Annotated in this window: 22 protein-coding genes; 17 read left to right on the plus strand and 5 right to left on the minus strand. The window is 34.5% G+C overall.

What is annotated here, in order from left to right; translation table 11 throughout:
- Positions 1-6: 6 nt before the first annotated feature.
- The gene (gene asnS / locus ACHAJD_RS05975) at positions 7-1,395 is read left to right on the plus strand and encodes an asparagine--tRNA ligase (RefSeq protein ID WP_435584990.1); all 1,389 of its coding nucleotides are present in this window, start codon (positions 7-9) and stop codon (positions 1,393-1,395) included.
- Positions 1,396-1,824: 429 nt separating this feature from the next.
- On the opposite strand, the gene ACHAJD_RS05980 is transcribed toward asnS, so the two are convergent.
- From ACHAJD_RS05980 to ACHAJD_RS05995, 4 genes are read right to left on the minus strand one after another with little or no spacing between them, the layout of a single operon-like run.
- Positions 1,825-2,733, minus strand: a complete 909-nt coding sequence (locus ACHAJD_RS05980; protein ID WP_435584959.1) for an SPFH domain-containing protein — start codon at positions 2,731-2,733, stop codon at positions 1,825-1,827.
- 26 nt (positions 2,734-2,759) lie between these two features.
- Complete coding sequence (locus tag ACHAJD_RS05985) at positions 2,760-3,362, minus strand: RDD family protein (RefSeq protein ID WP_435584960.1); 603 nt, start codon at positions 3,360-3,362, stop codon at positions 2,760-2,762.
- The gene (locus tag ACHAJD_RS05990; RefSeq protein WP_435584961.1) at positions 3,359-3,814 is read right to left on the minus strand and encodes an NfeD family protein; all 456 of its coding nucleotides are present in this window, start codon (positions 3,812-3,814) and stop codon (positions 3,359-3,361) included. Before ACHAJD_RS05990 ends, ACHAJD_RS05985 begins: the two co-directional genes overlap by 4 nt.
- A gap of 1 nt (position 3,815) precedes the next feature.
- Positions 3,816-4,202, minus strand: a complete 387-nt coding sequence (locus ACHAJD_RS05995) for a hypothetical protein (protein ID WP_435584962.1) — start codon at positions 4,200-4,202, stop codon at positions 3,816-3,818.
- Positions 4,203-4,350: 148 nt separating this feature from the next.
- On the opposite strand from ACHAJD_RS05995, the gene ACHAJD_RS06000 reads away from it, so the two are divergent.
- The gene (locus ACHAJD_RS06000) at positions 4,351-5,160 is read left to right on the plus strand and encodes a tRNA 2-thiocytidine biosynthesis TtcA family protein (protein WP_435584963.1); all 810 of its coding nucleotides are present in this window, start codon (positions 4,351-4,353) and stop codon (positions 5,158-5,160) included.
- 38 nt (positions 5,161-5,198) lie between these two features.
- On the opposite strand, the gene mnmE is transcribed toward ACHAJD_RS06000, so the two are convergent.
- Positions 5,199-6,563: a tRNA uridine-5-carboxymethylaminomethyl(34) synthesis GTPase MnmE gene (mnmE, locus tag ACHAJD_RS06005; protein WP_435584991.1), complete on the minus strand. Its 1,365-nt coding sequence runs from the start codon at positions 6,561-6,563 to the stop codon at positions 5,199-5,201.
- Between the two features lie 52 nt (positions 6,564-6,615).
- Between mnmE and ACHAJD_RS06010 the strand changes: the two genes are divergently transcribed.
- From ACHAJD_RS06010 to ACHAJD_RS06080, 15 genes are all read left to right on the plus strand, one after another.
- A complete protein-coding gene (locus ACHAJD_RS06010) occupies positions 6,616-7,107 on the plus strand; it encodes a hypothetical protein (protein ID WP_435584964.1) in 492 nt (163 codons plus the stop codon).
- A gap of 15 nt (positions 7,108-7,122) precedes the next feature.
- Positions 7,123-9,069 carry a DNA polymerase III subunit gamma/tau gene (dnaX, locus tag ACHAJD_RS06015; RefSeq protein WP_435584965.1) on the plus strand — a complete coding sequence of 649 codons (1,947 nt, stop codon included), beginning with the start codon at positions 7,123-7,125 and terminating at the stop codon, positions 9,067-9,069.
- Between the two features lie 2 nt (positions 9,070-9,071).
- Positions 9,072-9,383 (plus strand): YbaB/EbfC family nucleoid-associated protein, encoded by a 312-nt coding sequence (locus tag ACHAJD_RS06020; protein ID WP_435584966.1) that lies wholly within the window; start codon positions 9,072-9,074, stop codon positions 9,381-9,383.
- Between the two features lie 5 nt (positions 9,384-9,388).
- Entirely contained in the window at positions 9,389-9,988 is a 600-nt protein-coding gene (gene recR, locus ACHAJD_RS06025) for a recombination mediator RecR (protein ID WP_435584967.1), read from the plus strand.
- Between the two features lie 81 nt (positions 9,989-10,069).
- Complete coding sequence (locus ACHAJD_RS06030; protein WP_435584968.1) at positions 10,070-10,324, plus strand: hypothetical protein; 255 nt, start codon at positions 10,070-10,072, stop codon at positions 10,322-10,324.
- 169 nt (positions 10,325-10,493) lie between these two features.
- Positions 10,494-11,555, plus strand: coding sequence for an ABC transporter ATP-binding protein (locus ACHAJD_RS06035; protein ID WP_435584992.1), 1,062 nt, complete (start codon positions 10,494-10,496; stop codon positions 11,553-11,555).
- A gap of 2 nt (positions 11,556-11,557) precedes the next feature.
- On the plus strand, positions 11,558-12,475 hold the full coding sequence (locus ACHAJD_RS06040) for a carbohydrate ABC transporter permease (RefSeq protein WP_435584969.1): 918 nt from the start codon (positions 11,558-11,560) through the stop codon (positions 12,473-12,475).
- A gap of 12 nt (positions 12,476-12,487) precedes the next feature.
- Positions 12,488-13,429, plus strand: coding sequence for a carbohydrate ABC transporter permease (locus ACHAJD_RS06045; RefSeq protein ID WP_435584970.1), 942 nt, complete (start codon positions 12,488-12,490; stop codon positions 13,427-13,429).
- Positions 13,430-13,528: 99 nt separating this feature from the next.
- A complete protein-coding gene (locus ACHAJD_RS06050) occupies positions 13,529-14,926 on the plus strand; it encodes an extracellular solute-binding protein (RefSeq protein ID WP_435584971.1) in 1,398 nt (465 codons plus the stop codon).
- Positions 14,926-16,101 carry a thermonuclease family protein gene (locus ACHAJD_RS06055; RefSeq protein WP_435584972.1) on the plus strand — a complete coding sequence of 392 codons (1,176 nt, stop codon included), beginning with the start codon at positions 14,926-14,928 and terminating at the stop codon, positions 16,099-16,101. The genes ACHAJD_RS06050 and ACHAJD_RS06055 overlap by 1 nt, the downstream gene beginning before the upstream one ends.
- Before the next feature lie 19 nt (positions 16,102-16,120).
- Positions 16,121-17,320 carry a thermonuclease family protein gene (locus ACHAJD_RS06060; protein WP_435584973.1) on the plus strand — a complete coding sequence of 400 codons (1,200 nt, stop codon included), beginning with the start codon at positions 16,121-16,123 and terminating at the stop codon, positions 17,318-17,320.
- A gap of 37 nt (positions 17,321-17,357) precedes the next feature.
- Entirely contained in the window at positions 17,358-20,768 is a 3,411-nt protein-coding gene (locus tag ACHAJD_RS06065) for an immunoglobulin-like domain-containing protein (protein ID WP_435584974.1), read from the plus strand.
- Positions 20,769-20,912: 144 nt separating this feature from the next.
- Complete coding sequence (locus tag ACHAJD_RS06070) at positions 20,913-21,869, plus strand: thermonuclease family protein (protein ID WP_435584975.1); 957 nt, start codon at positions 20,913-20,915, stop codon at positions 21,867-21,869.
- 24 nt (positions 21,870-21,893) lie between these two features.
- On the plus strand, positions 21,894-22,832 hold the full coding sequence (locus tag ACHAJD_RS06075) for a DHH family phosphoesterase (RefSeq protein ID WP_435584976.1): 939 nt from the start codon (positions 21,894-21,896) through the stop codon (positions 22,830-22,832).
- Position 22,833: 1 nt separating this feature from the next.
- On the plus strand, positions 22,834-23,796 hold the full coding sequence (locus ACHAJD_RS06080; RefSeq protein WP_435584977.1) for a DHH family phosphoesterase: 963 nt from the start codon (positions 22,834-22,836) through the stop codon (positions 23,794-23,796).
- Positions 23,797-23,859: the final 63 nt, after the last annotated feature.

Below are 23,859 nucleotides of genomic sequence, written 5' to 3' on the forward strand. Positions count from 1 at the left end.
AATATTATGAAAATTAGTGTTAAACATTTGTATGCACAACAAGAGGCATATGATCAAAAAGAAGTGGTTTTACACGGTTGGGTCCGTAATCATCGATCACAAAAATCGTTTGGATTTATTGACTTAAATGATGGATCGTTTTTTGAAACGATACAAGTGGTTTATGAAGATAAAAAATTAGAAGCCTATAAGGACGTTCAAAAAATTGGTATTGGGGCGAGTATTAAAGTTGTTGGAACGGTTATTGTGACGCCTTCAATGAAACAGCCTTTTGAAATTAATGCTGAAAGTATTGAGTTAATTGGTGCCTCTACTGAAGATTACCCAATGCAACCAAAGCGTCATTCACGTGAATTTTTAAGAGAAAATGCGCATTTAAGACCTAGAACGAATCTATTTACAGCAGTGTTTAGAGTTAGAAGTATTCTTAACCATGCCATTCACACTTTCTTTCAAGAACGTGATTTTATCCATGTCGCTAGTCCAATCATAACTGCGAGTGATGCAGAAGGTGCAGGAGAGATGTTTAAAGTTACAACATTAAATTTAAACCATATTCCTAAAACCGAAGAGGGCGTTATTGATTTTAAACAAGATTTTTTCCAAAAAGCAGCTAATTTAACTGTTTCTGGACAATTACAAGCAGAAGTATTTGCCCAGGCGTTTAAAAATGTGTACACATTCGGTCCCACATTTAGAGCTGAAAAGTCAAATACTACGACACATGCATCAGAATTTTGGATGATAGAACCTGAAATTGCCTTTGCCGATTTGAATGACGATATGAATTTAGCTGAAGAAATGGTTAAATATATTATCAAATATGTACTAGAACGCGCACCAAAAGAGATGGCGTTCTTTGATAAATTTGTTCAAAAAGGTTTACTGAAAAAACTCGAAAATGTTGTAAATTCGTCATTTAAACGTATTACACATAAAGAAGCAATTGATATCTTAATTAATGCGAATGTTAAATTTGAAAACAAACCTGAACATGGACAAGATTTAGCTACTGAACACGAAAAATATTTAGTTACACATTTTGATGGTCCTGTATTTGTCATTGATTGGCCAAAAGGAATTAAAGCATTTTATATGCGCATGAATGATGACAATGAAACAGTTGCTGCAATGGATTTACTTGTTCCTGGTTCGGGAGAGTTAATCGGTGGAAGTCAACGTGAAGAACGTTTAGATTATTTAAAGAAACGCATGCACGAAATGGGAATTAATGAAGAAGAATTATGGTGGTATTTAGATTTAAGAAAATACGGAACCACGCCACATGCAGGATATGGATTAGGATTTGATAGAATGTTAATGTATATGACTGGTGTTGAAAATATTCGTGATGTTATACCGTTCCCGAGAACCCCTAGAAACTGTGAATTCTAATTAAATTCAAAAAGGCATCCAAATGGATGCCTTTATTTTGCTTACAAAGTAAGTATATTTATGCTTTTTTGATAGTGTCAGATAATTCAATACGTAATGTTTGACTATAATAGTTTTCTAATGTCTCTAATAATCTAGTTACTGTACTTCTTTTTTGTACTTTTTTCATAGTATCATCTCCTTGTTAGTTACCCAAGACACAGTAAGAAAAACAAGTGTCTTGCGGTGTTTAGTATGGAATGAATGGATCTCATTTCTCTCACCTCCAACCTATCAAAAAAGCTATATTTTATTTATGATTGTTAGAAATAGATCGCATATTTTAAAAAACTTTCATTCGTTTACATATTATATATAAAAATGGTTTTCATGTCAAGTTTCGTACTTTCACAAATAAAAAAAGAGCCTTATTAAGGGCTCTTTTAGGACTTATTTCTTTTTTGGTTCAATATTTAATGCTTCGGCAATTGATGATGCCATACCGATCATGCCTTGCATATCTGAAGGGATGATTAGTTTAGTAGCTTGTCCATCAGCAATTTTTTCAAATGCTTTATAAGCTTCAAGACGTAAGAATGCTTCATCAGCACCAGCTTTACGAATCATTTCAATACCTTTAGCAGTTGCAGACTGAACAGTTAAAATTGCTTCTGCTTTACCTTCAGCCTCTAAAATACGTGTTTGTTTTTCACCGTCAGCTGATAAAATTCTTGCTTCACGTTCACCCTCAGCGTTTAGGATAGCTGAGCGCTTGTTACCTTCAGCAATAAGGATGGATTGACGTTTTTCACGTTCTGCACGCATTTGTTTTTCCATCGCTTCACGAATATCTTTAGGTGGAATGATGTTTTTAAGCTCGACACGGTTAATTTTAATTCCCCATGGGTCAGTAGCTTCATCTAGAATCATTCTCATCTTTTCATTGATTAAATCACGTGAAGTTAATGATTCATCAAGTTCAAGATCCCCGATAATATTACGTAAAGTTGTCGCAGTTAAGTTTTCAATTGCTTTAATTGGGTAATCAACCCCGTAAGTAAATAGTTTTGGATCTGTAATTTGGAAGAAAACAACAGTATCAATTTGCATAGTAACATTATCTTTTGTAATAACCGGCTGTGGGGCAAAGTCAACGACTTGCTCCTTAATTGAGACTTTCATCTTAACACGGTCTACGAACGGCCATAAGAAGTGAATTCCTACGTCCCAAGTCTCAATATAACGACCTAAACGTTCTACAATGAATCTGTTTGCTTGTGTAACTACTGTAAATCTTGTTCCTAAATAAATTAAAACTATGATGACTAAAATAATTAAAAATATCCAACCAAATGGCATAACTTGTTCCTCCTATATATTTTTTATTAAAATGGATAGACGATATCGTCTAAAATTACCCTTGTTTTTGAAAAATGATCACGTAGTGTTTTTCGGTTATGGGTCAGGATTATCATGTACATATCTATAAACAATCCAATTCCTAAAGTGAGTCCCCAAAACACATATTTCCAGAAAATTTCTCTTAGTAAAATACTAAGTATTGTGACATTGCCTGAAAGTTTTAACTTAACTAGTTTTCTACCTACTGAGTGGCCTTTAGTTATAATCATATATAGTGCATTAATGACTAAAAAGGCAATTACGAAATAAAAAACACTATAATTAATGTAATCATCTCTTAAGTTCCATTCAACAGGATAAGTTTCATAATAATATTCAGCTAAGGCTTCTTTTTGTTCGTTATATTCTTCTTCGTTAATGATGTTGTCATAATAGTTGTCTTCAATGGTTATTAGTTCTTCACGGTATTGAATCTGCAGTTCAGGTATTCTTTCAAATGCATCTGTATCAACACGGCTTGCAAAGAGCGGTCTACCAATCAATTGAAAGCTGACAACTGTAATACTCATGATGACAATAAAGTCAGCGACAAATGCTAAACTACGTCTTATGAAGCCTGCATTCATAGTTTAACCACAATTAATTTAACGCCCTCAATTGCTAAAATTTCAACTTTTTCATTAACTAATACAACATCATCACCAGCTGTGATGGCTGTCCAAAATTGTCCATCAACTTTAACTTCGCCACGGTCACCGGGTTTAATTTCTTTTGTACAAGTGGCTTGTTTACCAATCAATCGATCTGCATTGGTATTTACAACATTCGTTCTAAAGTAATTTTTGGCGAGCGGTCGAACCGAAAGCAATAGTAAAATTGAAACACCAAGAAACGCGAAAAATTGCCATAAAATATTAAACCCAATTATAGATAAAATGAAGGCGATTAATGCACCGACACTAAACCATATACTGGTTAAATCCATCGTGTTAATCTCAATGAATGCAGCCACAATAATGATTACAAACCAAAATAAGATTAATAATGCGCCTAACGGCATAGTAGTTAATAGTGTCATATTATAATACCTCCTCGGGTTGGGTTAAGTCGATGATCAATGCTTGATCAGCTTTACTCCAAATAGTTTTAAATTTATAAGCTTGATTATCATTTAAATCTAAACTGGCAAGTTCAGCAACTTCTTTCATAAACTTTTTATTACACACGCGAGCATAACTAGGTCTTACAGTAATTTTATGACGTTTCTCTTCAGGTATTGCCCCACGTTCGTATTCTTGTTTTGAAATTGGCTTGACCGCAATGCGTTTTCGCTCATAATCAATGCCGAGTAGAACATTGTAAGCATGGTCAAAATGGGTACTGGCACTCTTATTTAAAGTAATGTTTGATTCATAAAGTGTTGCAACACCTTCGTTAGGCTTTTTAGATGCCCAGACAAATGACATAAATTCACCTCCATAAAAATTATTTTGTTATAACTCAAGTATAACCCTAAATTATAGAAATTTCAATATAATTATTTTTAATTATTTTTTTTGTTATTGCATATGAACGAATATAAAGTATACTAGTCTATGTTTATGAGGTGATTATATGGAAAATATTGCAAAACAATTAGAAAAAGATATCATAAAAAAGTACAGAAAAGACATTTGGTCAAAGTTCATCAAAGGGATTAAAACCTTTGATTTACTACAAAATGGCGATAAAGTTCTTGTGGCTATGAGTGGTGGAAAAGACTCGTTTTTAATGGCTAAATTGTTTCAAGAATTAAAAAAACATCCACTGGTTAAGTTTGATGTTGTGTTTGTATCAATGAATCCTGGATACTCAGACAGTAATATGGATTTATTAAAACATACAGCTGAATTACTAGACATTGACCTAATTATCGAACCCTATAACATATTTAAAGTAGTAAGTGAAATATCAAAAGACTATCCTTGTTATATGTGCGCAAGAATGCGTAGAGGATTTTTGTATAGTATGGCAGAGAAATATGGATGCAATAAAATGGCTTTAGGACATCATTTTGATGATGTAATCGAAACAACGTTACTTAATTTATTTTATTCCGGAACATTCAAAACAATGCTTCCGCGAGTAAGATCTAAAAACTTTGAAGGCATCGACCTCATTCGTCCAATGTATTTTATTAAAGAAAAAAGTGTAAGAAAAATTATGGAGGGTAATGAGATATATGCCATGGACTGTGGATGTGATGTTGCTGCAGGGCACACAGCGTCTAAAAGAAAAGAAATGAAAGATTTGATTAAAACACTTAAAGAAGTGCACAAAGATATTGATAAATCAATTTTCCGTGCAGCCGCAAATGTTAACTTAGACAATGTATTAGCGTGGGAAAAAGATGGTAAGATGTACCACTTTAACGACGATTTCTAGCCAAAAAAACAGGAATGTTTCACGTGAAACATTCCTTTTTATTTACCTAAACAAAACTTAGAAAATAGTTCATCCAAAAGTGCGGTTGACTTGGTTTCTCCAATAATTTCACCTAAAGCATCCCAAGCATTTTTCAAATCGATTTCAACCATATCTACTGGCATTTGATCATAGGCAGTTTCAATTGCGTCCAACAAAGATTGCTTAACGATTTGCATTTTTGCAATATGTCTAGTGTTTGATAAGTAAGTCTGATCATCTAAATCGATTTTTCCGCTTAAAAACATTGATTTTATTGTTGATTCGAGTATGTCTATATTAACCTTATTTAAGGCGCTAATAGAAACGCTGTTTTCAAATACTCTACCAATTTTGCTTTCTAAATCAATTTTATTAATAATTACTATACGTTTTTTCTTTTCAGTTATATCTAATAACTTTAAATCGTCCTCATTTAGTGGCTCGTTATTATTAAGCATGAATAATACCAGCTGTGCTTGATTAATAACCTCTTTAGCTTTTTTAATACCAATACGTTCAACAATATCTTCTGATTCTCTAATGCCTGCAGTATCGATTAAATGTAAAATTATGCCACCCAAATTAATTGTTCCTTCAATGGTATCCCTTGTAGTTCCTTGTATTTCAGTTACAATAGCCCGTTCTTCACCTAATAAAACGTTTAGCAAACTAGATTTACCTACGTTTGGTCTACCTATAATCGCAGTTTTCACACCTTCACGAATGATTTGGCCATCATGTGCTTTTTCTAAAATAATCTCTACTTTTTCAAGTAATAATTCAGTTTTTGGAACGATAATTTGATTGGTTAATTCTTCAACATCATCATATTCTGGATAGTCAATATTCACTTCAATTTGAGCAATAATATCTAAAAGTTCTTCTCTAAGAGATACGATGAGTTCATAAATTTTACCATCTAAGCCTTTATTGGCTAAGGCTAAACTTAAGTGTGATCGTGCTTCTATAATGTCCATAATACTTTCTGCTTGAGTAAGATCTATTCTGCCATTTAAATATGCACGCTCAGTAAACTCACCTTTATCAGCTAACCTTGCCCCTTTATTTAGTAAAGCTTCTAATATTCTTTGAGCTACGTAGGCACCACCATGACAGTTAATTTCAACTAGATCTTCTCTAGTAAATGTTTTTGGCGCTCTGAAAACACTCACTAATACTTCATCTAATACAGTCTTATCTTCAACGAACTTCCCATAATGAATAGTATGGGAAGTTACTAAAGATAAATCTTTACCAACAAATAGTTTGTTTATTATATTTATAGCATCATCGCCGCTCATTCTTACAATGTTTATGGCACTTTGTCCAAGGGCTGTAGAGATAGCAGCTATTGTATCGTTTTTCATCATTATCACCCTAATTTAGTATACCATAAACTGACCTTTTAGTGTATAATAGAAACCGGGTGATGACATGAACAAAAACCGAAGAAATAAAGAAAGCGTTATGTATTATGTACTTATATTTGTGGCGATTAGTGCTGGGGTGGCAATTTATGGATTGTTTCCGGGCAGAAGAGGTGGGTTAGAGTACATCGATTGGATTTCAAGTTATTGGCCTTATCCATTCTTTGTAGTCATAACACTCTTTTTTTACAGAAGAGTTACTTCAAAAATGTTTAAAAAACTCGATAAGCAAAACGAAGAACAAAGTTTCGTTTTACATATGTCTAAATTTGTTAAAGAAGAGTTGAACTTTGAAGTTGAAGATTTTCGTAGATTAAGAGAACACGAGAAGTTTCAGAAAGCATTATTTGATGCTTATACTATCTATAAAGATGGTGAATCAGCTGAAATTAATTATGATAAACTTAGCCAAAAGTTTGATCCATCAACAAAAGAATATCAAGCAGTACAAATCATTATAAGAGAGACCAAAATTTTAAAGCAACATAACGATAAATAAAAGGGGAAGATGCGCATGGCTTATCAAGCACTTTACCGTACATATCGTCCTAAGGACTTTGATGAAGTTGCGGGACAAGAACATATAACTAAAACATTTAAAAACGCATTGATTAACGATAAGTTAGCCCATGCGTATTTATTCAGTGGTCCAAGAGGTACAGGAAAAACAAGTATTGCTAAGATAATTGCTAAGGCGGTTAATTGTGAACACTCACCTGTAGCGAATCCTTGTAATGTTTGTGACACCTGTGTAGGCATTGATAAAAACCTAATTAACGATGTTATTGAAATTGACGCAGCTAGTAATAACGGGGTCGATGAAATCCGTGAAATAAGGGATAAAGTTAAATATTTACCAGGAACTGGAAAATTTAAAGTTTATATTATTGATGAGGTACATATGCTCTCAACAGGAGCATTCAATGCACTGTTAAAAACATTAGAAGAACCACCAAAACATGTTATTTTTATATTAGCAACTACAGAGCCTCATAAAATTCCTGCAACGATACATTCGCGTTGTCAGCGTTTTGATTTTAGAGGAATAAGTTTAACTGAAATGTTGGGAAAACTTCATGAAATAATTGAAAAGGAATCTATAGAAATAGAAGAAGACGCAATTCAATTAATCGCAGAAAGTGCTGAGGGTGGTATGCGTGATGCTATTGGATTACTTGATCAAGTAAATTCTTATAGTGACGAAAAAATTTCTGTTAACGACGTTCATGCAATAAGAGGTTCAATCTCACACGAGGATATCATTCAAATAGCTATAGCACTTGAAAATGATAATGTCATCGAAGCAATGGAAGTTCTTGATAGGCTCATAGCATCAGGAAAAGAAAGTCAAAAACTAATCGATGATTTTATTAAATTTTATCGCGATTTATTAATGGCTAAAAATACTGAAGTAACCGACGATTTAAAAGTGTTGTATAAACACGATTCATTTAAAAAATTACTCGAAAATTTAAGCAATGCACGTGTATTTTACTACATTGATATCTTACATGATATACAACAAAAAATACGTTATGCAGGAAACGCAAAACTTTACTTAGAATTGGCATTTGTTAAAATGGTTGATAAAGAGTTAAAGAAAGAAACTTATGCACTTGAAAAAGTTCAAAAATTAGAAGAAGCATTTCACAGCTTACACGAGGCATACGAACGTTTAGAAGAACGTATGGATAATGCTAAGTTTGAACCAGAAGAAGACCTAGAACAAGAACGCATTAAAGCAATTTTTAAAGATGATGAAGAAGATAACAGCGTAGACATTAAATCAAATGAAGATCAAAAAATATTGACCGAGGATGAATCAAACGAAGAAGAGAATGAAAAAGATGTCATTGAGACTGAACCTGTATCGGTCAAAGCTGAGCCTTTACCAGAAAACGAACCAAAAGATAAGTTTGCGATTTTATATCACAAGTACGCTAAGAAAAACTATAAAACCTTTGATATTCATTACGTTGAAGATGTTTTACATACAGGTGATAGAGAAATCAAAATTGACATGGTTAAGAAATGGTTTGATATTGAGCGACATGTTGATTCTGAGACAATGAAGTATGCTAAAATGATTACTGAAGGAACTTTAGTCGCTACAAATGGAGTTATGTTAATTGTAACTTATGATAGTTATGCGATGTGTAATCGTTTAATGACGGCTGAAATCCGTAAGAAACTTGTAGATGTGTTAGAAGATTACTTTGGTAGAAAGATCATGTTTCTGGCTATTCCAAACGATCTATGGGATTCTATCCAACATGAGTTTATTAAAAAGTTCAAGCAAAAAAAATCTGCAGATGAGTTTGTTAAATTAACCCCAATTAATCATCCAAGATTAGTAGAAATTCCACAAGAAGATGAATCATTTGAAGATATAGAATCAGATAGTTTAAAAGAAGCAAAAGATATATTTGGAGATATCGTTAAAGTTAAGAGAGGAGAATAATAATGAATCCAGCAATGATCAAGAAATTACAACAAATGCAAAAAGATATGGTTAAAGCACAAAAAGAATTAGAAGCATCAATCTTTTACGGAACCGCTGGAGGTAAAGCGGTAGAAGTAGAGTTTAACGGCGCTAAAGAAATGCAACGTATTACGATTTCTGAAGAAGCCTTTGATTTACCTGAAGACTTTGATATGTTACAAGATACTATTATTGCAGCTGTTAATGATTGCATGAGAAAAATTGATGAAGAAACACAAGCAACAATGGGACAATTTTCACAAGGTCTTGGCGGTATGCCGGGAATGTTTTAAGCACTGTGAAATATCCAGATTCGATTCATCAATTAATAGAAAGTTTCATGCGATATCCAGGTATTGGGAAAAAAACAGCAGAACGCTATGCTTTCTATACTATTAATCACTTTGATGAAGAAGATATTATCGCATTTATGGATGCATTACATCGAGTAAAGCAAGAAATTAAACCTTGTAATGTGTGTGGAAGTTTAACCGATCAAGACTTGTGCGAAATATGTAAAGATGATAAAAGAGATAAAAGTAAAATATTAGTAGTAGAAGAAAGTAAAGATGTCATAGTTATAGAAAAAGCTAACATGTATGATGGCATGTATCATGTATTAAATGGGGTGATATCACCGAGCAATGGTATAGGACCAGATGATATAAGTATTAAGTCGTTACTCAACCGTTTAAAAGACGAAGTACACAAAGAGGTTATTTTAGCAACGAATCTTAGTGATGAAGGCGAAACTACTGCGATGTACATTCACCGTCTACTAGAAAATACGGATATATTAGTAACAAGGATAGCTTATGGGTTACCAGCTGGAGGTAATATTAGTTACGCTGATGACATGACACTCTTTAAAGCAATCGATGGGCGTAAAAAATATTAAAAATTTCACCAAAAATTCATAAGATATACACAGGTTTATTGTTATAATTGTCGTATAGTCATTAGAAAGGGGTGAATTGTTATGCCTGATATTCCTTTTATTGGACCAATCTTAGAATTCTTACAAGGGCTCATTCCAGTTGGTCAGTGGATAGATAATGGATATAACTATATCGTAGAATTAAGCTTTTTAGAACAACTCGTTGGTGGATTAATATTCACCATTATAATCGTACTCGGGTTATTTTCACTAATTAAGAAGTTGTCAAAATTGATTATAGTAGTCGGAATCCTAGTCGGACTTTGGTTATTATACTCTAATGGTGTATTTGGTTAAAAAAGGTTGGGGAAAACTCACCTTTTTTTCATTTTACGGCTTAAAATAGCCATTAGTAATTACTTGGCAAAAAGATATAATTTAAGGTGGAAAACGCTTTTATTTTATTGTATAATGTAGTGTTACATTGAGTAAATAATATGGTTTAGGAGAGAAAATAATGGAAACTATCGAAATTAGACTGCAAAATCTAACTAAAGTCTTCCAGGCTAAAAACAAAGAAGAAACAATTGCCGTGAACGACTTAGATATTACGATTCCTGCTGGAAAACTGATTGGGTTATTAGGACCTTCAGGTTGTGGGAAATCAACAACACTTTATATGATTTGTGGGCTTTTAAAGCCTACATCAGGAAGAATTTTCTTTGGGGAAAGTGATGTTACTACCGTTCCACCAGAAGACCGTGGGATTGGATTAGTATTTCAAAATTATGCTTTATATCCACATATGACAGTAAGACAAAACATTATGTTCCCGTTAGAAAACTTAAAAGTACCAAAAGAACAAGCATTAGAAAAAGTTCAATATTACGCTGACTTAGTAGGTATTGGACATTTACTAGATCGTAAACCAGTACAATTATCAGGTGGACAACAACAGCGTGTTGCGATTGCACGTGCACTTGTTAAAGAACCTCGCGTTCTATTGTTAGATGAACCACTTTCAAACTTAGATGCACGTTTAAGACTTCAAACACGTGAAGAAATCAAACGTATTCAAAGAGAAACTGGAATTACAACTATCTTTGTTACACATGACCAAGAAGAAGCTATGAGTATTAGTGATGAGATTGTTGTAATGAAAGATGGTATCATGCAACAAAAAGGTGCGCCTCAAGATGTATATGATGAGCCACAAAACTTATTTGTTGCTAAGTTCTTAGGAAGCCCACCAATTAATCTTTTCGATGCTAAAATCGAAAATGGCAACATTAAAGTTGGGGAAGCAGTCATTGGGCGTATGAAAGCTAATGATCAAGCCATTACTGCGGGTATTCGTCCTGAAGGATTCAAAATCACAGATAAATCTGATTTTGAAGTAAGTGTAGAATTTGTAGAAACAATTGGTAGAGATACCACTTTAATTATTAAAAACCCATTGGATGAACACGCAACATTTAGAGCGATTGTAGATGCTGATCACCGCATTATCCCAGGCGATAAGATTAAGTTATCAGTAAAACCACACAAGATGTTTGTATTTGATCCAGAATCTGGAGAACTCATCTAACCATGTTAGAAGAAAAACATAATATAAAGGCCTGGTTTTACTTATTACCAGCACTATTCTTGCTTATTATCTTTACGTTTTATCCAATATTCAATGCGTTTTACTTAGCTTTCTTAAAGGATTTTAACTATCTTTTAAGAACCGCAGATGGGTTTACATTTGCAGAAAACTTTTTACGTGTATTAAGAGATGACTTATTCTTAAGAGCGTTATGGAATACATTAATTATCGTATTTGTATCTGTGCCAGTATCGGTAATTATTTCATTATTGTTATCGGTTTGGTTAAACTCGATTAAAAAACTTCAAGGCTTTTTCCAAACCATATTCTTCTTACCTTATGTTACTAATGCCATTGCGGTTGGTATGGCGTTTGCGGTTATCTTCCATAGAGAATATGGATTAATTAACTTCTTATTAACCCAAGTATTTGGTAGAGAAGAAGCAATTAACTTTGTAGGTACTGGCGCAAGCCATACAATGGCGATGCTTTCATTACTTGTATTTATTACTTGGGGAGGACTCGCATTTAAGATTATGGTATTCTTAAGCGGTCTTCAAAGTATCGATAAACAATATTATGATGCAGCACGAATTGATTCTGCATCACGTGCTAGAATCTTCAAACGCATCACAGTTCCTTTATTATCACCTATGATAATGTACATCACCATCACATCATTTATCGGGGCATTTAAAGAGTATACTGCCATCGTAGGGATGTTTGGTGTTGACTTAGGGCCTAGAGGCGATGCAAACCGCTTAATTACACTTGTTGGACTAGTCTATAAGTCGTTAGATGAACTAGATAGTACCGGTAAGCTATCACAAGCAGCTGCAGCAGCAATTATTCTATTCTTTATGACACTCGTTCTAACGTTATTTAACATGTACGTTAGTAAAAAACGAGTGCATTACTAGGCGGTGAAAATGATGACTGAAAAGAAAAAAGAAAAATTACAAGAAGTAATGTTCGAAAATGAAAAGCAAATTAGAAGAAAACAAGCAATTCGTAAAGGCATCGTTTACTTCCTATTAACTCTTTTTGCGATTTTCATTATCGTTCCATTTTATTGGATGATTCTAACGAGTTTAAAAGTTGACGACCCTGCAGCAGGCGCAGCAAACATCTTTAGAATTCCACCGAGTTTATGGTTACGACCGAGTGACTGGGAAATTAATAACTACTGGTTAGTTATGACAGGTGAAGTACCATATGGTCGTTATATGTTTAATACGGTTATCGTTGCAGGTATTTCAACGGTTGGGACTGTATTAACAACCATTTTTGCATCATTTGCTTTTGCAAGATTAAACTTTAGAGGTAGAGATGCGTTCTTCATGTTATTAATTGCAACAATGATGATTCCGGGAGAAATGTTCGTTATTACAAACTTCTTAACTGTATCATGGTTAGGGTGGGTAGCTAATCAAACCTTTGGGCAAGCATTAGCAGCAATGACGCTACCATTTATGACAAGTATCTTCTATATATTCTTCTTAAGACAAACCTTTAAACAAGTGCCTAATGAACTCTATTACGCAGCTAAAGTCGATGGGACAAGTGATCTTAAGTATTTATGGAAAATCATGGTTCCAATTGCAAAACCGACAATCATTACCATTACAATATTAAACGCAATGGGTACATGGAATGCCTTCATATGGCCAAACTTAGTTACACAGTTTAATGACTCACATCGTTTAGTTTCAAATGGTTTACGTGGAGCAACTTATGTAAACGAAGCTGGTAGAACATTATTTAATCAACAAATGGCAGCAGCTTTCTTTGTAACTTTACCACTCTTAATTACATTCTTATTACTTAAAAAATATATCATGCGTGGCGTATCACGAAGTGGTATTAAAGGTTAGTTACAAATTAACGTAACTTAACGAGACTTAACTACAAAAATATACTACAAGTAGTATAATAAAAATAGAAAACAAATTTTTAAGGAGGAGAATTTTTACATGAAAAGATTTTTTATGCTTTTAGTTTCATTCACATTTGTATTCGTGCTCTCAGCATGTTTAACAGGAGGTACAGGTCGTGGGGAAGTTGTCGTTGATATTCCAGACGAAATTCCAGCAGACATGGAAATCGAACTTGTACTATGGACTGCCTTTGGGCAAGCTAATAGTGAACTCATTGATGAAATGTTTGAAAGTTTCCAAGCAATGTATCCAAACATTACATTGACCCAAACTGGTCAAGGAAACTACAATAATTTACGTGAATCAATGATTCATGCAATTGCAGCTGGTGCGACACCTACAATGATGTTTGGGTATCCAGACCACTTTGCAGGGTACATTAACGGAAACGCATTAGTGCCACTTAACGATTATATTGACCATGAAATTCATGGTGTAGACTTAGATGATTACGTTCAAGGATTTATCGCAGAAAATGCACAATTTGGTGGAACATTATTCTCAATGCCGTTTGCTAAGTCAACTGAAATGGTTGCTTACAACAAAACTGTATTTGATCATCATGGTATTGATTTAATGAACCGTACAACGGCTGTAACTTGGGATGAACTTGATCAATGGGCAGAACTTATTGTTGGTGATGGTCCAATGCAATGTGAATTCTTATTCAATGCAGACTCATCATCAAACTTCTTCATTAACACCTCTCGTCAATGGGGTGCAGGTTATACTAATGTTGAAGGAGAAATCTTAGTAGACAACCAACAAACAAGAGATATGTTAGGTTACTTCCAAGCAAGATTTGCTAATAACACTGTTGTATTCCCAATCGAATGGGATCAAGATTATGGTTCAAACAACTTTATCGCTGGTGATGTATGTATGACTCAAGGGTCTACTGCAGGTACGCGTTATAATGTACCTACTCCAGGGAACACTCAAAATTCTAAATTTGGTGTATTTGAATTAGGAATCATTCCTGTAGTTCAAAAAGAAGCATGTCCACTAGACCCAGAAGCGACTAATATTCCTGCAAACTGTTCAGCAATGCAACAAGGTCCAAACATCGCTGTTTCAAGTGATGCAAACGACTACGAACGTTTAGCAGCATGGTTATTCATTAAACATATGACTACACCAGAAAACACGCGTTTCTTTGCTCAAAATACTGGCTATGTACCTGTACGTATTTCAGCATTTGAAAGTGCAGAATATCAAGCATTCTTAAACACTACCGATCCAGACGAATTACCATTCGCAATGGCTGGTAGAGCAGCTTACCAACAAGTTAACTTCTATCGTTTTGACCCAGCATTTACTGGTAATGTAACTTCTGCACGTGCACGTTTAGAAGCTGGTCAACTCTTTGAAGCAATTTATAACGGAGAGAACATTAATGATCGTCTCCAAGTTATGATTAACCGCTTGAGTTAATGTCTTTACAAAAAAAACTTTCCATTATTTTCATTAGTGTATTAATGGTATTCACCCTTGCAGCTTGTAAGGGTGAACCAGATACACAGACCCCTTTAACAGATAACTTATCAATTGATTTCAATTATGAAGGCAAAAGTTATTTAGAAGATGGTTATGGGGTTGCGACATTGGTAAGCTGTGAAGATGGAGATACAGCGGAATTTTTAATTGATGACGTTCAAATTCGTGTTCGGTTTTTAGGTGTGGATACACCTGAGGCTAGTTATAAGTATGAGCCTTGGGGTTATCAAGCAACGTTATTTGCCTGTGGTAAATTAGCAGAAGCTGAAGAAATTGTATTAGAACGTAATTTTGATGGACCATTACGCGATACTTACGGACGTTACTTAGCATTTATTTGGTATGACGGTCGTTTACTAAACTTAGAACTTATTGAAGAATCATACAGTCAAGCGCGTGGTGTTATAAGCCTTAAATACGGAGTATTAATGTTTGATGCAGGGGTTAAAGCTGCTGAGGGCAATCTACGTATCCATGGTGAAATTGATCCACTATTCGATTATTCGGCAATAGGTGAAGCTGTTTCCATCGAAACATTAGTTAAAAACTATGACGATTATCTATTTAGAAGGGTTAGTGTTGAAGGAGTTGTTACAGCACGTGTAGGTATTCATTTCTTTATTGAAAATGATGGGTATGGTATTTACATTAATGCAGGTTACACTGATACATCTGCTTTAGAAGTAGGTAATTATATTAAGTTAGAACATGTTCAAGTAATTTATGATTTAGAACGTTACGGTGGCTTACATTTAGTGGATTACTTAACAAGAAATGTTACTGTCATTGATGAGATAACATCAGTTATTCCAAAATTAACTACTATTGATGCACTAACAGAAAATGAATTTGGTAAATTAGTAGAGTTACATCAATTAGAAATAACAAAAATTACAGAAATAGATGAATTTACTTACTATTTGATTGTAGAAGATCAAAACGGTAATGAACTTACCATTTATCATCCAGAAGGAGCCTTTATGGCTGATTGTGTTAATATTGATACATTTGAAGTTGGAATGGTTATCAACATTATTGGTCCGCTACAAAACTCTATAACTGGTAACATACTTTACTTAAGTAGCCCTGACTATCTCACGGTTATAGAGTAAAAACAAAGGATTTGAGAACATGAGGAAATTATTTTTATTATTACTCTTTTTACTTGTACTTGGTTCACTAAGCGCATGTGGAAAAGACCCAGAAAAAGACCCAAACGGCAACGAAGGTCCTGTAGAACTTCACACGGATAGAACTGATGCTTTAACGTTAGACCCTTCAGAATATGAAGGTAAGTCTTTTATAGCTGATGGGATTGGTGTGGTAGAACTTTTCCGTTGTGTTGATGGTGACACTGCACATTTTAGAGAAGGTCAAGAAACCTTTTCGGTACGTTTTTTAGGTATTGACACGCCTGAATCTACTTATCGCTTTGACCCATGGGGTAAAGAAGCGAGTGCTTATGTATGTGACAGGTTAGAAAATGCCGAAACTATTGTATTAGAAGCAGACCCTTCAACAAACAGAATGGACAATAATGGCCGTTATTTAGCGTTTGTATGGTATGATGGCAGACTTATTAATTTAGAAGTCATCGAACAAGCGTATAGTACTGCACAAGGCGTATTAAATTTAAGATATGGCTCAATCATGATGGATGCTTTCTATGAAGCACAAAACTCAAGACGCCGTATTTTTGGTGAGACTGATCCTAATTTTGATTATTCAAAAGAAGGTATTCAAATCACGATTGAAGAGCTTGTGACAAATCAATCTGAATATATTGGTATTCAAGTCACTTTAACCGGTATTGTAACAAGAGTCGTTGGGAACAACGCTTGGTTACAACAAGATGGATTTGGGGTTTATATTTATGTTGGACACGTCTTTACAACAAGAGTAGCAGTAGGGAATGAATTAACAATTGATCGACTCATTCCAACTTATTTCCCTGATGCACAAACCGGTGCACTACAAGTAAGTAATGTTGAAAGTCGTAGAATTACCATCGTATCATCAGGTAACACAGTCGATCCACTCGTATTAAATCCTGGAGATGTTTCTACAGACCATATTGGCACATTAGTTCAACTACAAGAAGTAGAAATAACACATCGCTCAGGAACTGCAAGTGCATTTACACTAACCGTACGCGGAGCTGACGGACAAACTTTTCAATTAAGAAAAGATGCACTCAGTCCAAATACAATTGATTATTCACAACTGACTATTGGAACCAAAATCAATGTCACTGGGCCAATCCATATATGGAACGGTGTTAGACAACTTATGCTTACTTCGCCAGATGATATTGAATTTATTAATGAATAAATACAGGTTTTATAAAAAATAGGGAGGATTCAAACTTATGTTTAAAAAGTTCGCATTATTTCTACTAATCGCTATGAGCATATTTAGCTTAGCAGCGTGCCGTAGAACCACAGACCCTGATCCAAATGGGGAAATGACAGTTCAAGAGAAATTAGAAGATGCAGCAGGACGTGTATTGTTTGTTGATACAGGTGCTGTTGATAGAAACTTAACTTTCCCAACTTCATTAGTTCACGGAGTTACAGTTTCATGGTCTTCAAGTAACACAGCAGTTATTTCTAACACTGGACAAGTTACTCGCCCAGATTCTGGTGCAGATAACGCAACGGTTACCGTTACAGCAACGTTTAGTTTAGAAGGAGAAACACTTACTAGAACCTATACATTTACGGTTGTAGCATTACCTGAATCAAATGCTTATACTGATTTTGCATTATTACATAGTGAAAATTCACTAAATGCAGCAATCGAAGCAGAAGGTATTGTTGTAAGTGTATTTGAAGCAGGATATTTCTTATATGACGGGACTAACTTTATCTCTGTATATGCACCTAACCATGACACTGTTTCTTTAGGAGACAGAGTACGTGTATTAGGAAGCTACGGAAGATATCATACACTATGGCAAGTTACTAGTGTTACAAGTGAAATCGTTGTAAGTAGTGGTCATGCCACTACGGTTCCAGTAACTGAGGCAAGTATTGCTGATATTTGGGCACTTGATTCAGACGCTAACCGTTTAATCAACGGTAGAACATTTAAAGTTCAAGGAACTGTTGAATTAAGAGGTTCATTTGACAATGTTTATATCGTAGATGGCGACGATGCATTACTTGTTTACTACCTATCTAACGAATCATCAATAGAAGCATTAGAATCATTCGTTGGACAAGTAATTGAATTAGAAGTTATTTATTATACTAACCATGACCGTGATGGTGTAATGGTAGTATTCCAAGGTGGCGTAGATGATATTACTGTTATCGAGTTAGATGACGCTGATGCACTTGCTACTGATATTGCAGCTTTAAGACCTACACCTAATTATACATTTGGTGGAAATATTACATTACCAGCAACTGGCGCAAACGGAACATCATTTACAGGATGGACATCATCTCATCCTGCATACATCGCTAACGATGGTTCATTCGTAGCTATGCCAAGTACGCCAACTGAAGTTACATTTACTGCAACAGCTACTTTAGGAGAATTAACTCAAGAAGTTACTGTTAAAGTTGATGCATTAGCACCAATGAGTATTTCTGATGCTATTGATGTTGCAGCTGGAAAACATGTTTATGTTGAAGGTATTGTAACTTATGTTGTACAAGCTAACCGTGGATTCTTCATTTATGACGGAACAGGTCATTTATACATTCGTGATACTGACTTAGTCCCTTCAAGTGGAGCTGTTCCTTATAATGTTGGCGACGTAGTTAAATTTGTTGGTGCTCGTGATAACTTCGCAGGTATCCCACAAATTACAGCAATCAAATTACATGAAACAACTACAAATACATTCGATATGCCTACTAACCAAGGTTTAGTAAGTATTGAATCAATTGGTGCTGGAACACATCCAGCAGGAACAATCGTAACAATTACTGGTGTTGCAACTACAGTCGTTGATGGAAACTTTACTAACTACCGCATCGTTGATGGTGATAACTTCGTACAAGTTCACCACAATACTGATAATACAGTATTTGCAGATTTTAACGGACAATTAGTTACTGTTGAAGTATTCGTATTCCAATGGGCACATGCTAATAAATTCGTAGGATTCTTCGGAACTGCAGATGATGTTAGTGTTGGAGAATTATCTGATGAAGATAAAGCAGACTTAGCAGCTGCAGCTATTGATTTAGGTGATTTATCAGCGATTTTTGACAATATTACATTACCTACAACTGGATTATATGATTCAACAATTACTTGGTCATCAAGTAATGAAACAGTTATTTCTAATACAGGTGTTGTAACACGTCAAGAAACAGAACAAACTGTTACATTAACAGCTACTGTTACAGTAGGTGTTGAAGTATCAACAAGAGAATTTGTTGTTACAGTATTAGACGAAGAATACGTACCTACAGGAATGACTGTATCTCAAGCTTTAGAAGCTGAAGTAGGAACAATCATTTATGTTGAAGGTATCGTAACTTCATACTCTCCATTTAGTAAAAAAATATTTATCCAAGATGCTGATGGAACTGCAATTTATGTAGACAAAGCTTTATCTGATGGATTATCAATTGGGGATAGAGTTGTACTTCGTGGAACATTAACAGCATTCACATCGTTTGGTAATGATTTCTTAGTATTAGGTACAGACACAACGTTAGTGATGAACTATGAAGGTGATCATGCCGTTACAGTTATTACTGATGCAACATGGACTGAAATCGTAGATGGTCACAAAGCATTTGAAAATGTTGGTACAAGATACCGCATGGAAGATGTAGCAATCACTAAATTTGATGGTTCATGGATTTACTTAACTACTGGTGAAGATATTGATTTAAGATTTAATGTTGGTAGCTATGGTGGACATTTAAGTGCTTTATATGCTGCTGAGGGTGTTATTCCTTGGGTAGAATTTACTTTATATGATTTATATCAAGGAGATATCCGTGTTGAAGCGGTTGTATTCCCTGATTTAACAAATGCACAAGTAGCAATTCTTGCGGATGCAAGATTAAGCTTACCTGCTACAACTGAAACTGACTTAGTTTTACCAGCTACATTAAGTATTGCTGGAGTAGATTATGACCGTGGACCAGATGTATTTGCTTTAGTATGGACATCTGCAAACACTGACGTTATTACTGATGCTGGTGTTGTTACACGACCTGCAATTGGTGAACCTGATGTTGAAGTTCAAATGACTGCAACAATCACATTCGCTGATGAGTCTACTTATGCAGTAAACTTCATGGTTACTGTATTAGCTGAAGAAGAAGTAGTTGTTGGCGCTGTGACTGTTACTGCTGAGTATCCTGGAGGAACTACTACGAATATGGCTGCAGAACCAGAAAATAACGCTGCAACAATCGGGCTAGATGAAGATTTATTCACGGTATTGAGTATTAAAAATGTACCTTCAAATCAAATCGGCTTAAATACTGCTGGTCAGATTAGAATTTATGCGGATAGAGCAACTGGTGATGGTAATACATTATCTATTAGTATTGCTGAAGGTTATACTATTACTAAGGTAGAGTTTGTTTTTGGTGCATCAACAAATAACCCTACTGCAGAATTAATTCTTGGTACAACTGAGTATTCTCTAGTTAACACTGATTTAACTAATACAACGTTAACATATGATGAGTTAGACATCACAACATTTACTTTACAAAATACTGATAATGCTGGAACTTCTAACGCACAAATATACATTCTTCAAATCAAAATTACTTACGTAGAAGATTCAGTTGAATAATCACTAAATTAATTAATTATAGAAGCTTAAAAACACCAAGGTAAAACTTGGTGTTTTTTTTATGTTTTTAGTCAATTAACAGTGTAAAAAAAACCATTATGTGTTATTATGTTATGTTAATGCTTTAATGTTAGGATGATTATCATGAAAAAGATATGGGTAATGGCTTTGTTAATGCTTTTAGTAGTACTCACAGCCTGTACAAATAGATTAGGTGAAAATGAAGTTAGACTTCCAGATTTATCAGGTCAAACACAAGAAGAAATATTAGTTACATTAAGTGAACTTGGCTTAGAAGTATCTTTTATTGAACGTACTAGTATTGAACTAGATAGATCCTATCAGTTCATTGAATACGGTAACTTTAGAAGTCCTGGTGATATTGTAGAAAAAGGGACATTCATAAATGTTATTGTAAGTGCTAAACGATTTGATTCACGTATTTATTTTGAAGTCCAAACTATTGATTATGATGGCCCGTTATTAAGTGAATATTTTTTTGATATGGACTTATTTGAATATAGTGAAGTTACCGAAACTTATCGTGGGGTAGGTGGCGCATTTTATGTTAATTATGATCCTGCAAATGGGATAGGACGTTGCATTGATGGCGATACAACAGTATTTCAGTATCCGCAAGAAATAGTTAACTTAATTACGTCAAGAACACCGAGTACAAGATATTTTAATATTGATACACCTGAGACATTCCCAGGTGGTGAAGAAGAATTTGGTAAGTTAGCTACTAATTATGTATGCGCTCAGTTATTATTAGCTGAAGAAATTGTATTGCAAACAGACCCTGGAGATAACATTACTGATAGACACGGAAGATTACTTGCGTGGGTATGGATCAAATTACCTGGTGAAGAAACATTTTTCTTACTTAATTATATGGTAGTAAGACAAGGGCTTGGAACAGTGGAATATCTATATGGTGCTGGAGAAACTGAGGTCACAGTGTATAACGGACTAACCTATACAGAGTGGATGTTTCATGCTCAAAATCAAGCAATAGATGAAGCATTAGGATTACATGGAGATTATTTAGATTGGCACTGGGATTATGAAAATAACCGTCCTTATGTTGGACGTTGGTAATATAAATATTTAAGAGGTGTGACTATGTATAAAGAGATATTAAGTAAAATTAAACAATATGATAAGATTGTAATTCATCGTCATAAAAACCCTGATTTAGATGCCCTTGGGGCACAACTTGGTTTAAAAGGGATAATTGAACAAAATTTTGAAGGTAAAACAGTAAAAGTTGTTGGAGATGAAAACAATTTCAGCTTTATAGGCCGAATGGATAACGTTGACGATAGTTTTTATGAAGGAGCTTTAGTCATAGTCGTAGATGTAGCGGTAAGTCCTTTAGTAAGTGATGACCGTTACCGACTCGGTAAAGAAGTTATGGTTATTGACCATCATCAAAATCAATCAGATTTTGCAGATATCTTATTTTCTGATCCTGAGCATATTGCGACTTGTCAAATACTTGCGATTATGTGTATCGAAGAAAATCTAACGATTAACGAAGATACAGCAACACACATCTTCTCTGGTCTTGTTACTGATAGTGGAAGATTTATGTTTCCAGCAACAAATGAAGTAACCTTTAAATCCGCATGGTTTTTAGCAAAAAACGGGGCGCGTATTCAAGAAATATATGACGCTTTATACATCGAAGATTTAGAGTTTAAAAAACTAAAAGGGTACTTCATTAATAGTTTTAAGACGACAAAAAATAACGTGGCATATATGAAGAATACGATTGATTTGAAAGACCAGTTTAACGTTGAAACATTTACTATAAGTCGTGGTATGGTTAATCAAATGAGTGGGATTAAAGGTATTCCTATGTGGGCAAACTTTACAGAGTTTGAAGATGGAACCATCCAATGTGAATTACGTAGTAAAACAATTCCAATTGTCCAAGTCGCTAGAAACTATGGTGGTGGTGGTCACAACTTAGCTTGTGGGTGTTCAGCGCATGATTGGGAAACAACAGATAAAATTTTAGCAGATTTAGATGCTTTATTAGAAGAAAAGAGTGAATAATATGGATGAAATGATTTTAAAACAAATCTATAACAAAATTAAAGAATATAAGAAGATAATTATTACACCACATGCAAGACCAGATGGAGACTGTATTGGGTCTGCACTAGGACTTAAAGACATTATTAAATCCACTTACCCAGAAAAAGCAGTATACGTTACGGGTGAATCTTCAGATTTTACGAGTTTCTTAGGAAAATTAGATACCATTGAAGACAGTATTTTTGAAGGTGCACTAGTCATTGCAGTCGATACAGCCAATGAACAACGTATTGCCGATCAGCGTTATAAATTAGGAGATTTCTTAATTAAAATCGATCATCACATCAATGTAAGTAGTTATGGTGATATCGAATATGTTGATACATCAAGACCAGCTGCAGCCCTAATTATTTTAGACCTGTTCAATTTGTTTAAAGATGAGTATAAGATGTCACCAGATGGTGCAAAAGCGTTATTTACAGGAACCTTGACGGATACAGGAAGATTTAAGTATCCCGGGGTTGATGGAGATACATTTAGAAATGTTGCAACGCTTTATGACTTAGGACTTCAAGCTCAGTCTGTATATAGTGTTTTAGACACACGTAGTGAAGCCTCAGTTCGTTTTAAAGGTTATGTGTTACTTAACTATCAAAAAACCGAAAATGGTGTAGCCTACATCGAAATTACCGAAGAATTGATCAATGATTACGGAGTAACCATTGAAGAAGCTTCAAGTTTTGTAAATGAGTTAGGGGTTTTTGAAGATTGTCCGATTTGGGTTTTACTTGCGGAATACGAAGAGAAAATTGTAAGAGCACGTATTAGAAGTAAGGGACCTGTTATTAATGAAGTCGCTGGCTTATTTGATGGTGGTGGTCACGCGTTAGCAAGTGGTGCTAATTTAGGAACATGGGATAAGGCTAAAGAATTACTAGTAGTCCTTGATGAAACAGCTAAAAAGTATAAAGAAAGCAAATAAATTAAAGTGAGTTATTTTACGATAACTCACTTTTTATTATGTTAAGATTTTGTTAAGATAAAG

The sequence above is a fragment of the Liberiplasma polymorphum genome (genome assembly GCF_043951795.1).
Taxonomy (GTDB): domain Bacteria; phylum Bacillota_I; class Bacilli_A; order Izemoplasmatales; family Izemoplasmataceae; genus Liberiplasma; species Liberiplasma polymorphum.